The sequence below is a fragment of the Vibrio profundi genome (assembly GCF_005281835.1).
Taxonomy (GTDB): Bacteria; Pseudomonadota; Gammaproteobacteria; order Enterobacterales; family Vibrionaceae; genus Vibrio; species Vibrio profundi.
Genome location: NZ_RZIS01000006.1, coordinates 232,151 through 248,305, shown reverse-complemented (window position 1 = coordinate 248,305; position 16,155 = coordinate 232,151). Strand labels below are relative to the sequence as shown.

Below are 16,155 nucleotides of genomic sequence, written 5' to 3'. Positions count from 1 at the left end.
TACATTCTCACGTCGAGGTTCTGAAAAATTTCATATAATATGAAATACTTATTGATGATTTAGTTGGTGTAATAGTGAAACTTATTCGCGAAACAGGTTTTACCTTAGTAGAACTTATCATTGTAATAATTTTGTTAGGTATCGTTTCTGTTTATGCCTCTAGTCGCTATATCGGTATTTCTAGCTTTTCTTCTTTTGCTGCTCAAGAACAAGTCATTTCTATTATTCGCCAAATTCAAGTGAACCGGATGCAATCCAATCTTGATCCTTTGGAAACAAATTTAAATTTTCAACTTACCATTTCTAATAGCTGTCTAGGTTCGACTTCGGCTTGTGATGAGGCAGAAAGTAATGATGAAATTCGTAGCGATATTATACGTAGTGATAACTTAACCTTTTCGACAGAACCTTCAGTGACAAGTATTGATTTTGATCTGCTGGGAAACCCGTTGGGTAATGCTAGTGGTGGTGTAGATATCACTCTTACTTCTGAAGGTCAGCAAGCATCAATTTGCATCAATTCTCAAGGCTATGTGGGAGGGTGCTAATGAAATTGCGCTATGGCTTTACATTAATTGAGAGTGTGGTCGTTATGGTGATTATTGGCGTTGCTATGATCACCATAACGAGTTTTATTGCACCTCAAATAGCCCGCTCGGGCGACCCTCATTATCAAACAAGAGCAATTGCGCTTGGCCAAAGTTTAATGAGTCAGATCTTATCTCGAGGCTTTGATCATAATGGAGATTTTACCGGAACTGGAATACGTTGTGGTGAAGGAGAAACCGGGACGACAGAAGAATTTTGTTCAGGTATATCGGGGGCGGCAAACACTTTAGGCGCGGATGAAGCCATAAGCTTGTTTAACGATGTTGATGATTATATAGGCTGTTGGGAACCAAATGGTGCCAATGGTTGCAATGATTTAAGCGAGCTTATTGGTGATGACGCTGATACATATCAAAACTTTCGTATTGAGATAGCGGTGGACTACGATGCAAGTTATCACGCGGTAGCGCCTATCAATGAGTACTCTTTTAAGCGTATTGATATGACAATATCGGCCAGTAACCAAAGTTCTTATACTTTAACTGCCTTTCGAGGAAATTACTGATGAAATTAAACGGTTTCACTTTAATTGAAATGGTGGTCACTATGATAATCAGTGGGATTATTGTATTGGGTATTGCTGGCTTTGTTGAATTTGGCACTAAAGGTTATGCGGACTCTATCGATAGGCAGCGATTGCAAACTCAAGCGAAGTTCATATTAGAAAAAATGTCTCGAGAAATCCGTCATGCCGTGCCGAACAGTTTTGATGATGGCGTAATTTCTGGAGCCAATAGTTGTATTTCTTTTTATCCGATTAGCTATTCTGGGTTCTATGCTGTATCTGGTGCGAATATCGATTTCATCGTTGGTAATAATGATGTCGATTCTAACGATGTCATCAACGGTGGCCATCAACTGATTATCAACCCGACTAGGTTTGAAGAGTTTGCATCTGCTCTTTCGGTAACAAACCTGAATACCTCGGTGTCGGGCGGTGTATATACAGTAAGCGGTGGAGCTGCGAGTATTTCGAGCGATTCAGTTGGTAATCGTCAGTATATTTTCTCAGATTTAGTTGCGTATTGTTTGATCCCAACTGGAGATTCGCTCTCATTGTTCCGAAACTCAGTAACGGTTGCGGATAGCATTAATACAGGAAGTTTTGACTACGCTTCCGCGAATGCTCAGCGTGGTGGCACGGTACTGCTAAACTTAGAGTTTGAACAGTCTGAGGAAACGACGAATTTTCAGCAAGAAGTGCAGGTGTTGAATGTCCCATAATTCTTTGTATCAGAGTCGGCGCTTTCAAAAAGGCAGCCTATACATTGTGGCTATTTTTGTCTTAGTTGTTATGGGAATGCTGAGTATGAGTCTCACTCGAGTTGAGTGGTCGAATAATGATGCAAACACTCGTGATGTCTTAGGAACTCAAGCGTGGCTAGCGGCTCATTCTGCTAATGAATGGGCATTAACGCAAATATATCCACTAGATGATGATAGTGATGTAGCTGCGTGTACCGGAACTGTAAACGGTACTTCATTAGATTTTGGTTTGGCTCAATGCCAAGATGCAGTGCTGACATGTGAAGAGTTACCAGAATTGGATGGCGTGCGTTCATTTAGAGTCGAAGCGACAGTTGAATGTGGAAGTGGTATCAATCAAGTTCAACGAGTTCAAGAAGTGTGGGTAAGGGAGTGATTTTGTGAAAGACCTTCTAGTTAAATATGCTTTGTTAATTTCTATTGTAATGCCAACGAGGGTATTTGCGGATGCATACTGGCCTCTTCCGGATCCAATAAGACCGGTTACTGCTGCACAAACATGGCAAGAGGGTAAGAACAAAGTTGATTTGAACAATAGTGCCAGCTTTATTAATGTTCCGAGTGATTCTTTAGGTGGTTATAAGGAAATTGACAATAATCACAATGGGTCTTGTGGCAGCGCTCGTTGTGGAATTGAAGATGATTTTACTTTATCAGATGAGCCTGACTTTGATGTTCCATCGGATCAAACTGTGATCTCATTTGGATCTGGGGATATTAGTAGCGGTATTGGGCCTGGGATTTATGAATACACTGGCTCTGAGCTTAAGCTCGATGGTACAACGCTAGAAGTTACCGGTCCTGTTACACTGTACGTGGAAAAAATTACCGTTACTTCGGGTGGTTCAATTGATGTTAAAAGTAAGAACCCTGATGACTTTATACTTGTATCTGGATCGGGAAAATCTGAAGTTGCCACTTTTGAAGATGCTGGGACAATCTACGGACACATCTTTAATAATAAAGAACTAAAGATTATTAATACGACTATTGTAGGAACCTTAGTTTCTAAAGATCTTACCATGGATAGTAGTGCTACTGTCGAAACTGAGCTACCTGAAGCTGTTGAGCCCCCCGATGCTCCTATTTTACCTGATGTTTGTGAAGTTTTTTCTGGGCCGGCTCAGCGCTGGAGTGGAGATTTTGATGACAAAGATATTAAGTTCCATACCAAAGACGATGCACTAATTCAGAACTTAACTTTACCCGGCCAAGTTGGCTTCTCTGAATCTGATAACTTAAATGCAAAAGATGGTAGTTGTGATGGGCTGAACTGTAGCGGCAATTCTACGTTATTGGTCTCACCTCCAACATTTACTGATTTTGATAATGAATTCTACCCTGATGTACCAGCTGGATCCGTCACTGAATTAAGTGCGGGTTATTATGGAAAGGTAACAATTGAAGACGGTAGCGTCACCTTTACTGGTGGTGATTACGTTATAGATGAACTAGAGGTTAAGGGAAAAGATAAAGACGGTGAAGAAGGTACACTTATCATAGCCGCACCTACTAACCTGCATGTTAATAGTATTAAGGTTAAGGAGTCAGGCAGTATTTCTCATACAGGTAATCCAGAAGATTTTTGGATTATCGTACATGATGATGAAGATGCAAAGTTTGAATCTGATATCGCTTTTGAATTCAATGGACTTATCCTAGCTAATACCGAAGTGAAATTACATGATGATGTGACACTTAACGGTGGCGTAACGTCGTTAAAAATTGATTTACATGACGATGCGAAAATTGTTGGTAGTGTGCCTGAAAGTTGTTTACCGCCACCAACATATGTTGAAGATGCTCAATATGAATTTGGTATCGCTCAATGTTCTGGTGGTGAGTGTACGATCCCATTAACTAAAGATTACACGAATACCCCTCTTGTTTTTGTTATGCCAACTATTGATCCAAGTAGTCCAGATGCGGATGCTCCGGCTACGATGGCTGTAACAAATGTGACGAAAACCGAAGCGACGCTAGAGCAAATCAAAGCCCCTAAGAATGGGGGCGGCCCAGATCTCACTAGTCAAACAATGACAGAAATAAGCTACCTCGCTATTGAACCTGGGATCGCTGACTTTAATGGGCATCAAGTTCTTGCGGGTTATTTAGAAACGGATGCGGCGAGCGCTAAGTCTGGTTCTAACAATAATGAGCGCGTGCTTTATAACGATTTCGGCATTACTTCATTTTCATCAAATCCCGTTGTTTTACACCAGATACAAACAAGAAATAACGCTGATAAATGGATGACTTCAGGAAAAGTCAGGAGAACGGATGAGCGCTCATATGTTGATTTATTTTTAGAGTTGAGCGCATCTCACAACAGCAATTTAGATTACGAAGATGAGAAAATTGCATTTTTAGCAGCTCTGTCGACCAGCTCGGTGCTAGAAGTTGATGGCTATAAGGTGCAGTTTGCGAGAGGGTACGATACTCCTAGCCAAAATGGCAGTGACCCAATGCTTGATGGCTGTGAAGACAAATACGCCACAACCGCGTTGAGTAGTGTTGATGGGATCATTGCGAATAAACAAGAACGAGCTGGTGGGCATGGTGGTTGGCTGCGTAGGTGTAACATCAACAATAGCCAAGTTAGCTTTGTCGTTGATGAAGACTTCCGTGTGAGAACGCATATCCCAGAAGAAGTGGGCTATTTTGCCTTTGAAGAGGTATCGTTTGATCTTTGTGAAATATTCCCTGCTCCAGCAAGTTCTTGGAAATCTGGTTCACAAATAACATTTAATAATGCGCCTAGCTTCCCTGATGGCGAATCTTTGAAATATTTCATTGGCGGTTGGAGTGCGGAACACTGCTCACCTAGTGAGGCGGATTGTCAGAACATTGAAATGGGGTTTGATAACCTAACTGACTACTCTAGCTATCAGTATACTTGCCAATCAGGAACTTGTACGACTGGAGGAACAAAAGTAGATGCCGATAAACTTCCTCCTATAAACTTCCCCGCATTAACTGGTGATGTGGCTTTTTATAGCTCAAGACCTGACGAAGATAACGGTAGTGGCACTTGTGATGCTGCGCTTGTCGGTGACGTATGTCATCCTGCAGGTCAAGGTGATGGCATCATCAACATTAATGTAGATCTGAACTCGTTAACCTTGAGCTATGGCGGTAGTGATTACCCTGTCGAATATCGTTTCCCGGATAATAAAAAGGTCTATATCGGCACTTTTACATCGAACAGTGAAAATGTCACTTTAGCTGTGGGGGCTAACACCTACCATTATTTCAAATCCTTAACCTTTAGCAGTACGAATAATAATATTAAGGTGAGTTCTAAGTCCGCAATTTTGATCAAAGATCAGTTGACGTTTAATAACCCTGCAGATGTAAATAATGATCATGTGAGCGATGATTTGATCTTTTATGGCCCAGAAGCTAATGCGGTATTTAATATTGCATCAGGAGCCGTGGTCAATGCTCACCTCTTGTTTGATTCCATTCAGTTTAATAATGGAGGGACAATTGGCGGCTCTGTTGTTACCAATGATCTCACCATACATGACGCTAATACTGTGATTCTTGGGCAGAATAGTTGTTATAGTCCTCCGACAGATTACCAATTGGTGCTTACCCCAAGTAAAGACTTCTCGTTACTATGTGAAACTCCTGAAGTTACCGTGACAGTGACCGATACTTCGGGGAATGCGATAACCCAGTCAGTTGACGTGTATGTGACTTTACCGAGTGGTTTATCCGTCTCCAGTGTCATTGAAGGCTCAAGTAATGGTGGAAATTCTTATGCCACAAATTCATCTGGTGTTTTGACGCTTGCACTTAATGCATCATCCATTGGAACATATACTATTGACGCTGAATTGGCTTCGGATTCTAGCCAAAATGATTCAGGTGATTTCCTAGTCTCTTTATACAAATTTGAAGCTAGCAACGTTTACGCGATCGCCGCACAAGATGCGAGCTTTGATCTAGAAGTTTTAGCCTGTAAAAATGACTCAGTCACGCCGGTCTCTGGTTATAGCGGCGATAAAGTGCTGACTATTTCTGATTTCACGTTAGTTCAACCAACATCAGCGCAAGGTGCTATTGATGGTAACTTGCAAGTATCGGGAGATGGCGGAACTTCGTGGAGTAACAGCTCAGCTACTTTTACTTTTGACAATTCTGCGCAGTCTAGCGGTAGCGTAAATTATGTCGAATCTGGAGAGGTAAGCTTCGTTCTATCTGATCCTGATTTCGAGTGCCCGGCTGGTTATGACTGTGAAGATGACAGTGGTGGTGACTGGGATGCGTTAGAGGGTGTCGTGAATGTATTTGTTAGACCATGGACATTTGCCATTTGTGAAGAAAGCGGTGCGGATATTTCAGGGACTTCAACAAACGGTAATGGTTACGTGGCTGCCGGGGATACCTTTGAGCTGCGCCTAAGGCCTGTGGTGTGGCAGTCAAATTGGGATGGGTCTTCACCGGTAAATACGCTTAATGGTGGTCTAAGCCTTTGCGATGCTGATATTACTCAAAACTTTTTCTTAACAGGGGCCACTTCCGCGTCAATGACATTGTCTGATGGCACTTTTACACCTGACGGTGGCGTGCAATTACAGTTGTCTGGAACCTTAACAAGAACCAATACTGATGGCGAAGGAACGGGTACTGAGCAGCATATTCCTTATCCAGGATTGGCCGTGAATGAGGTGGGAAGCTTAGCTGTGATTGCAACCTCGAATAATACCTATCTCTCTCAAACGATTGATAGTGGTACTCGCTCTGTTGGCCGATTTTTTCCTGGTTTTTTTAGACTTTCGGATCAAACTTGGACTGAACCAGACAATCAAAGCTACATCTACATGGGACAGAATTTTCAAATGGTAGAATTTGAAGTAGAAGCATTAGACGCTAATGAAGATCCTATTTTAAATTATGCCCATGATAACTATGCGAATGCTTTGCGTGCTAGTTTCAATTTATCAGAGTTAGGTGATTTTACAGATCGGTTCATCTCACCTGAATTTGGTGACGGTGATTGGAATATCGCGGCAGGCAGTATAGGTGAATTCAGCTTTACTCCAAGTGGTGATTGCGGGGATGTCACAAGTATTTGTTGGGAAAAGCTAGACGCGGCAATTGACTATGAAGATGGTCCATACAATTTAAATGGCAGTACGGCAGATACTGCTTTAACTACGCCGTCAGACATTTCTCTTGTCGTTGCTGCAGGGAATGTAGACCCAGTTGTATTCACCGCTGATGGGCAAAGGTTGACGGAGCAACCAGATGTTCGCTTTGGGAGAATTGATCTTGACGATGTAGGAGGGAATGCCGGGTCAACTTTGAATATTCCACTAAGAGCGGAATATTGGAGTGGGAATGGTTTTGTCACTAATACTGATGATACAGCAACTGAGGTCACTGGCGCTCATAGTCAACGTGATATTTTGTGGTCACCAGATAGTACGACAACAACCGTGACATTTGGTGGAACTGCTACGGTTAATGATGGTGAGTCTACCGCACTGACGGCTGCGCAAGCTGCTGGCGTTGAAATCAGAGAGCAGATTCAGTTATGGCAAGACATGAGTAGCACTCCTTGGCTGCGTTACTTTTGGGATACTGATGTTGCTAACGAGCAAGATCCTTCTTCAGTCGTCACTTTTGGCATTTATCGCGGAAATGATCGTGTGATTTATCGAGGGGAAAGTCGCCTTACGGGTCAGTGATAATTTAAATAACGAGTCTTAAGTTAGGAATCTGTAAGAAAATGCGGGTTTCAGTCCATGTTTATACTTCAATGCCTTGCCGTTACAGCAAGGCATTGGTACATTTAGTGCAATTTTTGTCTTCTAATTCTTGCAGGATGAGCGAAGAATATGTTTAAAAAACTTCGTGGCATGTTTTCAAACGACCTATCGATTGATTTAGGTACTGCCAATACCCTTATTTATGTTAAAGGCCAAGGCATCGTTCTTGATGAGCCTTCTGTTGTCGCTATTCGTCAAGATCGTGTAGGTTCCGCTAAAAGCGTAGCTGCTGTCGGTCATGCTGCTAAACAAATGCTAGGTCGTACACCTGGTAATATTTCAGCAATCCGTCCAATGAAAGACGGCGTTATTGCAGATTTCTACGTAACTGAAAAAATGCTTCAGCACTTCATTAAGCAAGTGCATGACAACAGCGTTTTAAAACCAAGCCCGCGTGTTTTGGTTTGTGTTCCTTGTGGCTCAACACAAGTAGAACGCCGTGCAATTCGTGAGTCTGCACTAGGTGCGGGTGCTCGTGAGGTTTACCTAATTGATGAACCAATGGCTGCGGCAATTGGTGCAGGCTTACGCGTTTCAGAGCCAACAGGTTCTATGGTTGTTGATATCGGTGGTGGTACAACGGAAGTGGCGGTTATCTCACTCAATGGTGTGGTTTACTCATCTTCAGTACGTATCGGTGGTGACCGTTTTGATGAAGCGATCATTAACTATGTACGTCGTAATTACGGTAGCTTGATTGGTGAAGCGACAGCTGAGAAGATCAAACACGAAATTGGTTCTGCTTACCCTGGTGATGAAGTAGAAGAAATTGAAGTACGTGGTCGTAACCTTGCTGAAGGTGTTCCTCGTAGCTTTAGCTTGAACTCAAATGAAATTCTTGAAGCATTGCAAGAACCTTTATCTGGCATTGTTTCTGCTGTAATGGTCGCGCTTGAACAGTGTCCGCCAGAGCTGGCTTCTGATATTTCAGAAAACGGTATGGTGCTGACTGGTGGTGGCGCATTACTGAAAGATCTTGATCGCCTGCTTACGGAAGAAACAGGTATCCCTGTTGTCGTAGCCGAAGAGCCTCTAACGTGTGTAGCTCTGGGTGGTGGTAAAGCTCTTGAAATGATCGACATGCACGGTGGCGATCTATTTAGCGAAGAATAATAATCCAGGGTTAGGTTCTAGATACAATCTAGGGCCTAGGACCTAGTTTCTAGGACCAAATATAGAATGAAGCCAATTTTTGGTAGAGGCCCTTCTCTACAATTGCGCCTATTTTTTGCAGTAACATTATCAGCCAGCCTTATGCTGGCTGATAGTCGTTTAGATGCTTTCTCTAGTGTGCGTTACTTACTCAACAGTATGGTTGCGCCTATTCAATATGCTGCCAATTTGCCTCGTAGCATGTTTGATGGGGTGTATGACCGCTTTAACACTCGTAAAGGTCTTATTGATTCTAACTATGTATTGAAGCGCGAAGTGTTGCGTCTTAAAAGCGACATGATTTTGTTGGATCAGTATCGTGAAGAAAACCAACGCTTACGTAAATTACTAGGCTCTCCATTTATCCGAGATGAGAAGAAGGTCGTAACTGAAGTAATGGCCGTTGATACGTCGCCTTATCGCCATCAGGTGGTTATTGATAAAGGTCAGATTGATGGAGTGTATGAAGGACAACCTGTCATCAATGAGAAGGGTATAGTTGGTCAAGTGACTTTTGTTGCTGCGCATAACAGCCGAGTATTGCTACTGACCGATGCCAATAATGCCATTCCAGTTCAAGTGATCCGTAATGATATTCGAGTTATAGCTTCAGGTAACGGTAAAGTTGACGAAATTCAGCTAGAGCACATCCCGACCAGTACTGATATCCAAGAAGAAGATTTACTGGTGACCTCTGGTTTAGGGGGCATTTATCCTGAAGGCTACCCAGTTGCTTACGTCAAGTCGGTGAATTACGACCCTCAACGTGAATTTGCGGCAATCAAAGCGACACCAGTTGTGGAGTTTGATCGCCTACGTTATTTACTGCTGATCTGGCCAAATGAAGACCGCCAGAAGCAAGCAGATGAAGCAAACGTAAATCAAGTATTAATCGAGGGTAATGATGGCCAATAGTGTTTTGAGAAGTAAGTTAGCCATTGGTTGCTCATTCCTAATTGCTTTGATTCTGCAAACTATTCCATGGCCTGGCAGCTTAGATTTACTGCGCCCATCATGGTTGTTACTCGTCACCTGTTATTGGGTGTTAGCACTACCGCATCGAGTGAACGTGGGGTCTGCATTGATTTTAGGTTTGTTGTGGGATCTGTTGATCGGCTCAACGCTTGGCATCCGTGGCATGATGATGTCGATCGTTATTTATATTATCGCTTTGAATTTCCTTGTGATTCGAAATATGGCGTTATGGCAGCAAGCGATGATCATTGCCGCTCTCACTATATTGTTTGAAGTGTTGATATTCTTTGGTGAATATTTGATCCAGGACGTTGTATTCAATCCATTATCTCTTTGGAGTGCTTTGATTAACTGTATACTTTGGCCGTGGATGTTTTTGTTAATGAGACGAGTTCGTCGACATTGGCATGTTAGGTAACAAAAATGACTGACAAAAAATTGGTATTGGCCTCTGGTTCTCCGCGTCGTAAAGAGTTGCTTGAGCAACTTGGCTACTCGTTTTCCGTGATCGTTACGGATGTGGAAGAGGTAAAACAAGAACAAGAACCTGCTCAAGAGTATGTTCAACGACTAGCTCTGGATAAAGCAAATGCGGGGTTGGCATTGGCTGAAAAAGGTTCGATTGTAATTGGCTCTGATACCGTGGTGGTCATTGATGATCAAGTCATGGAAAAACCAAGAGATTACCAAGACTGTAGAAGAATGCTGAATCAATTATCTGATGCACAGCATCAAGTGATGACCGCAGTGTCGGTAGTCTCTGAACAAAATCAGCGAACAGTCGTAGTAACGACTGATGTATGGTTTAAGCCCCTAAGTGAAAAAGAAATAGAACAATATTGGTTATCAGGGGAACCATGCGACAAGGCTGGTAGTTATGGCATTCAAGGGTTAGGGGGACGTTTCGTCACCCGAATCGAAGGTAGTTTTCACTCTGTAGTAGGTTTGCCTTTATTTGAAACTGACCAGCTCTTGCACGAATTCTTATAGATTAATTTTTGAGGTGCGCTAATGAGTGCAGAGTTGCTGTTGAACGTGACCCCGAGTGAAACTCGTGTGGCCATGATTGAAGGTGGAGTCCTTCAAGAAATACACATAGAGCGTGATGCTCGACGTGGTCTAGTTGGAAATATATATAAAGGTCGAGTCAGTCGAGTGCTTCCAGGAATGCAGGCGGCATTTGTCGACATTGGCTTAGAAAAAGCGGCTTTTTTACACGCGTCAGATATTGTTCCTCATACTGAATGTGTTGCCGAAAACGAAAAGAAACAATTCCAAGTTCGCGATATTTCAGAGTTGGTGCGTCAAGGCCAAGATATCGTTGTCCAGGTGGTGAAAGATCCGCTTGGTACTAAAGGTGCACGTCTAACGACTGATATTACCCTCCCTTCTCGTTATCTAGTCTTTATGCCTGGTGCAAGTCATGTCGGCGTATCACAGCGAATCGAAAGTGAATCGGAACGTAATCGTCTAAAGAAAGTAGTGTCTCACTACTGTGATGAGCATGGTGGCTTCATTATTCGAACTGCCGCGGAAGGGGCTGACGAGCACGAACTTTCTCAAGATGCTGCATTTTTGAAGCGCTTATGGTTAAAAGTATTAGAGCGCCGCGGTAAGCACAAAGCACGTTCTCGCTTGTATGGAGAGCTAGGGTTAGCGCAGCGCATTCTTCGTGACTTTGTTGGTACCGAACTTAGCAAGATTCAAGTCGACTCACGCCAAGAATTTGAGAATTTAAAAGAATTTACGTCGGAATATGTACCAGAGCTAACCAGCAAGTTAGAGCTGTATGAAGGCGATAAACCTATTTTCGATATGTACGACACCGAGAACGAGATTCAGCGTTCTCTTGATCGTAAAGTTGAGCTCAAATCGGGTGGCTATCTCATTATCGATCAGACAGAAGCGATGACAACGGTCGATATCAACACCGGGGCGTTTGTTGGCCGTCGTAATCTCGAAGAGACGATTTTCAATACCAACGTCGAAGCGACTCAGGCGATTGCCCGCCAGCTTCGTCTGCGCAATCTTGGTGGGATCATCATTATCGATTTTATCGATATGATTTCAGAAGAACATCGTAAGCGTGTACTCACTTCATTAGAAGCTGCGTTAGATAAAGATCGCGTAAAAACCAATATTAACGGCTTTACTCAGCTAGGCTTAGTAGAGATGACCCGTAAGCGTACCCGTGAAAGTATTGAACATATTTTGTGTTCAAGCTGTCCTACGTGTGAAGGTCGCGGTAGCGTCAAAACGGTGGAAACCGTCTGTTATGAAATACTTCGTGAGATCACACGAGTAAATCGTGCGTATGACGCTGATAAATTTGTTGTTTACGCGTCGCCTGCCGTTGCTGAAACTTTAGAAGGTGATGAGTCTCACGCATTAGCAGAGCTAGAAGTCTTCATTGGTAAGCAAGTGAAGATTCAAGCTGAGCCTCTTTATATTCAGGAACAGTTTGACGTTGTCATGATGTAATGGATGTTTTGTGAGCCCTAGTGTTATTCGCTTACTGCGAGCGTGTTTATGGTTAGTCGTTACAGCTTTGGTGATCTTAGCTGTAGCGGTAACAACCTTACGCGTTGCTTTACCTAATCTAAATAAATACCAATCGGAAATTGAAACTTGGGTTAATGACCGTTCAGGTCTCGAGTTTACGATCAATGATGTGAGTGGCTTCTGGCGTAACACTCATCCTTCAATAGCACTTCAAGGTGTTAAAGCTAACTTTCCTCGTAACCAAGATGTTCATTTTGCTGTCGAGCGCTTAGAGGTTGAATTTGATTTGATTCAATCAATACTCACGCTGCGCCCTGTCGTCACTGATCTCACTATGAATCAGTTACATCTCGATGTGCGCTCTGTGGATATTTTAGGCGCCAACCCTAAACCAGCTTCGGAATCTGAAGAAAAAACCGCTTCTAACATAGTCACTGAGCTCGACAATTTGCTACTTAGAACTCTTATTGATTTCACTCTTAAAGACTCGCAGATCATATATACCGCGATCTCTGGAGAAGAGCGGGAATTGGATATTGAGCATTTAAAGTGGCGTAATTCAGGCCGCCATCATTTAGCTGAAGGGGTGTTGAGCGTTGCGGATGCCGACCTTAACTCTTTGTCAGTAAGTGCTAACTTTGTCGATAATGGTTCATTAGCGGATGTGACAGGAGAGTTCTACATCAGCGCCGAACAAGTGTCCGTCAAGCCTTGGTTAACCCGTTATATACAAACAGAGTCGGGAATTGAAACCGGAAATGTAAGCTTAAATAGCTGGATTACGTTACAAAATAGTAAGCCGGTTGACGCGTATGTAGAACTATTACCATCAGAGTTATCCTGGATAGAAGGTACGCAGCACGATCTGATTGTTGAGTCGGGAGTGTTTAGGCTTTCTCCTGTCGATAATGGATGGCAAGTGAATGGTCACTCACTTAACTTGCGCACTGACGATATTGAATGGCCAGAACTAGACATCGCTTTCAACTGGCAATCTGATTTTTGGCAACTCAATGTCTCTCAGCTTGATATTAACGCACTGACTCCGTTAGTGAAGTTACTGCCAGAATCGGCAAGTTCAAGCGATATGCTGACTACTTTGAATCCTGGCGGTTTGATTGAAGATATTAGAGTATCGATGGGGGAAGGGATTGAAAGCCTGAGATATTCCGCAGATATTTCGCAAGCTTCGATGCAGCAATGGGATTTACTGCCTGGTTTCCATCATGTTTCTGGCTCGGTTTCTGGCACCGTCAACGAAGCAAAAGCGACGGTGTCTGTCATTGACGATGTCTTCCCTTATGGTGAAGTGTTTCAAGCGCCGCTGAACATCAAACAAGGTCTAGTTGACATCGTTTGGCAAAGTGACGAAAACGGCTGGCGTTTATGGTCAGACAAAGTCACCGCGGCAACACCGGATTTGCAAGTGCTAGGTGCCTTTAGGTTAGATTTTCCTAAAGAGGGAAATGCGTTCTTGTCTTTCTATGGCGAAGCGGACGCCTACAATGCTGGTGAAACATGGCGCTACCTACCCACATTAGCATTAGGGCAAGACTTAACCGACTACCTTTCAACGGCGATTCAAGCAGGTCGTGCCGAAACGGTAAAATTACTGTGGCATGGTGAACTTGCGCAATTCCCATATAAGAATAATGACGGTATTTTCCAAGTGTGGGTTGGTTTAGAAGACGCGAAGTTCAGTTTTGATACAGCTTGGCCACCAATAACCGATTTGCAGCTTGATTTACTCTTTGAAAATGAAGCCATGCATCTCGACTCTCGCTCGGCACAGTTGATGGATGTGACTGGTAAACGTATTACTGGTCGCATTCCTGATCTTGCGTCTGATGGTCATATCGAAATTGAAGCGACTGCGGTTGCTTCTGGTAATGCAGTACGTGATTACATGACTTCGACGCCGCTGGTAGATTCTGTCGGTGCAGCACTAACTGCGCTGCAGGTGAGCGGCACTGTGAATTCTCAATTTCAATTGAATATACCATTTAATCCAGACATTGAACCAAGAGCGTGGGGCTATGCTGATTTACTTGGGAATCATGTGGAAATTGAAGCGCCGCCGATGACGCTGGAGAACGTTACGGGTCGCATTGAATTTGATAACGATGTAGTGACAGCGAATGGTCTAGCCGCAGAGTTATTAGAGCAAGCCATTTCCGTTGATTTCAAAGGGGAAAACGACGGCTTAGGCTATGCTGTTGGAATCGATGTACTTGGAGATTGGGATGTTGAGCCTTTGGTTCCGTACATCGGTGAACGCTGGCTCGATCCGGTTTCAGGCCATGCACCTTGGCAAGCTGGCATTGACATACAGTTGAATGACATAGGCTTTACCTATCAACTGGATCTACAGTCGGATCTGAAATTTATCGCGAGTGAGTATCCTTACCCTTTAACGAAGCAGAGCCAAGAAAAAGGTTCCGCTAGGCTACAAGCGTCAGGGAACCAAGAGTCAATTACCGCACGAGTTCAACTGCCTAATACGAAATACCAAGCCGAAATTGATATTACAGGTGATACGCCTGTATTAACGGCAACTAACTTAGTACTGGGAAGAGGCGGTTTTAAAATCAGTCCTGTCGCAGGGCACCATGCTTTAGTTAGAACCGATACTTTTAATGTGGATGAATGGGCTAAATTTTTTAAGGCGCCAGCAGACACGTCGGATGCTGTGTTAAGCCAAATGAATACGCCTGAAATTCCAATGCCAAGTCGAGTGACGCTGCAAAGTAAAGAAGTTACTTTGGCAGGAATCAAATGGAATGATGTCGACCTGAGTGCGCGTAAAAAGAACCTTGCGTGGCAAATGGAGGTTTCTAGCCAAGAGGTGGAAGGGGACATCAATTATCTTGCCCCTTATGACTTAACCGTATCTTTAGAAAGGCTGCACATCTTTGTCCCTGAATGGAGTGAACAGAAAGATCCAGAGCCACTGTTAAAGGTTAAAGATCAGAGTGCACCTTTGATTTCGGATTTTGATCGTTCTATCCATGAAGGGTTACCAAACATTACTTTGTTGATCGATGACTTTTGGCTACAAGGTTATAAAGTGGGTAAAGTGAACGTTGACCTTCAGCGTCAAGGTGATCGTTTAGAATGGAAAAATATTCAAGTTCGTAGTGGTAGTACCGAGCTGGATATGAGCGGCTGGTGGAAGCTGGATGGTGACGTTAGCCAATCCAAACTCGATATCGATGTGAAGGGCGACAATAACACTGATTTGATGGAGCGCTTTGGGGTGACATCGGGGATTCAAAAAGCGCCGTTTGAGCTTCAAGCTCAGGCGACATGGGATGGTTCTCCTTGGGGAATTGATACCACAACGCTAGATGGTTCTGCAAAAACCAAATTCGGCAAAGGAATCATTTCCGATGTAAGCGGTGCTGCGCGTCTACTTGGCTTATTCAGTTTAGATTCCATCATTCGTAAGATGCAGCTCGATTTCTCAGATGTTTTCGATAAAGGTATGGCTTTTAATTCGATAACGGGCAGCGGTGAAATTGCAGATGGCGTCTTTGTCACCAATGATATTTATATGGACGCCGTAGCGGGTGAAATGAAAATCAGCGGCTTAGCTGATTTGAATACGCGATTAGTGGATGCGGAAGTTAACTTTACTCCAGATATTACCTCGGGAATTCCGGTACTCACAGCGTTTGCGGTTACCCCTCAAACTGCTTTGTATGTTCTGGCCATTACGACGGTGATTTCACCTGTGGTTGAAGTCTTTACTCAAGTTAATTATGAGGTGAAAGGCCCACTGGATTCGCCGACGGTGAAAGAACTTTCTCGTAGCCGAGGAGAGTTTAAGTTACCTGAGAAGCTAAGGAAAGAAGCTCAGTAAACAACGTAA

Annotated in this window: 11 protein-coding genes; all 11 read left to right on the top strand. The window is 43.3% G+C overall.

The window, feature by feature from the left end; translation table 11 throughout:
- Nucleotides 1-74: 74 nt before the first annotated feature.
- The 11 genes from ELZ11_RS16185 to ELZ11_RS16135 all read left to right on the top strand — a co-directional run bounded on the left by ELZ11_RS16185 (nucleotide 75) and on the right by ELZ11_RS16135 (nucleotide 16,146).
- Nucleotides 75-548: a prepilin-type N-terminal cleavage/methylation domain-containing protein gene (locus ELZ11_RS16185; protein ID WP_244291673.1), complete on the top strand. Its 474-nt coding sequence runs from the start codon at nucleotides 75-77 to the stop codon at nucleotides 546-548.
- Entirely contained in the window at nucleotides 548-1,114 is a 567-nt protein-coding gene (locus ELZ11_RS16180; RefSeq protein WP_137358449.1) for a type IV pilus modification PilV family protein, read from the top strand. The genes ELZ11_RS16185 and ELZ11_RS16180 overlap by 1 nt, the downstream gene beginning before the upstream one ends.
- A complete protein-coding gene (locus ELZ11_RS16175; protein ID WP_137358448.1) occupies nucleotides 1,114-1,833 on the top strand; it encodes a PulJ/GspJ family protein in 720 nt (239 codons plus the stop codon). The genes ELZ11_RS16180 and ELZ11_RS16175 overlap by 1 nt, the downstream gene beginning before the upstream one ends.
- 4 nt (nucleotides 1,834-1,837) lie before the next feature.
- A complete protein-coding gene (locus ELZ11_RS16170) occupies nucleotides 1,838-2,251 on the top strand; it encodes an MSHA biogenesis protein MshP (protein ID WP_137358481.1) in 414 nt (137 codons plus the stop codon).
- Between the two features lie 4 nt (nucleotides 2,252-2,255).
- A complete protein-coding gene (locus ELZ11_RS23960) occupies nucleotides 2,256-7,574 on the top strand; it encodes a DUF6701 domain-containing protein (RefSeq protein WP_137358447.1) in 5,319 nt (1,772 codons plus the stop codon).
- Nucleotides 7,575-7,724: 150 nt separating this feature from the next.
- Nucleotides 7,725-8,768 carry a rod shape-determining protein gene (locus ELZ11_RS16160; RefSeq protein WP_004740843.1) on the top strand — a complete coding sequence of 348 codons (1,044 nt, stop codon included), beginning with the start codon at nucleotides 7,725-7,727 and terminating at the stop codon, nucleotides 8,766-8,768.
- Nucleotides 8,769-8,834: 66 nt separating this feature from the next.
- Nucleotides 8,835-9,722: a rod shape-determining protein MreC gene (gene mreC, locus ELZ11_RS16155; protein ID WP_137358446.1), complete on the top strand. Its 888-nt coding sequence runs from the start codon at nucleotides 8,835-8,837 to the stop codon at nucleotides 9,720-9,722.
- Nucleotides 9,712-10,200 carry a rod shape-determining protein MreD gene (mreD, locus tag ELZ11_RS16150; protein WP_137358445.1) on the top strand — a complete coding sequence of 163 codons (489 nt, stop codon included), beginning with the start codon at nucleotides 9,712-9,714 and terminating at the stop codon, nucleotides 10,198-10,200. The genes mreC and mreD overlap by 11 nt, the downstream gene beginning before the upstream one ends.
- Before the next feature lie 5 nt (nucleotides 10,201-10,205).
- A complete protein-coding gene (locus ELZ11_RS16145; RefSeq protein ID WP_137358444.1) occupies nucleotides 10,206-10,772 on the top strand; it encodes a Maf family protein in 567 nt (188 codons plus the stop codon).
- Nucleotides 10,773-10,793: 21 nt separating this feature from the next.
- Nucleotides 10,794-12,263, top strand: a complete 1,470-nt coding sequence (gene rng, locus ELZ11_RS16140; protein ID WP_137358443.1) for a ribonuclease G — start codon at nucleotides 10,794-10,796, stop codon at nucleotides 12,261-12,263.
- A gap of 10 nt (nucleotides 12,264-12,273) precedes the next feature.
- A complete protein-coding gene (locus ELZ11_RS16135; RefSeq protein ID WP_137358442.1) occupies nucleotides 12,274-16,146 on the top strand; it encodes a YhdP family protein in 3,873 nt (1,290 codons plus the stop codon).
- The last annotated feature ends 9 nt before the right edge of the window (nucleotides 16,147-16,155 follow it).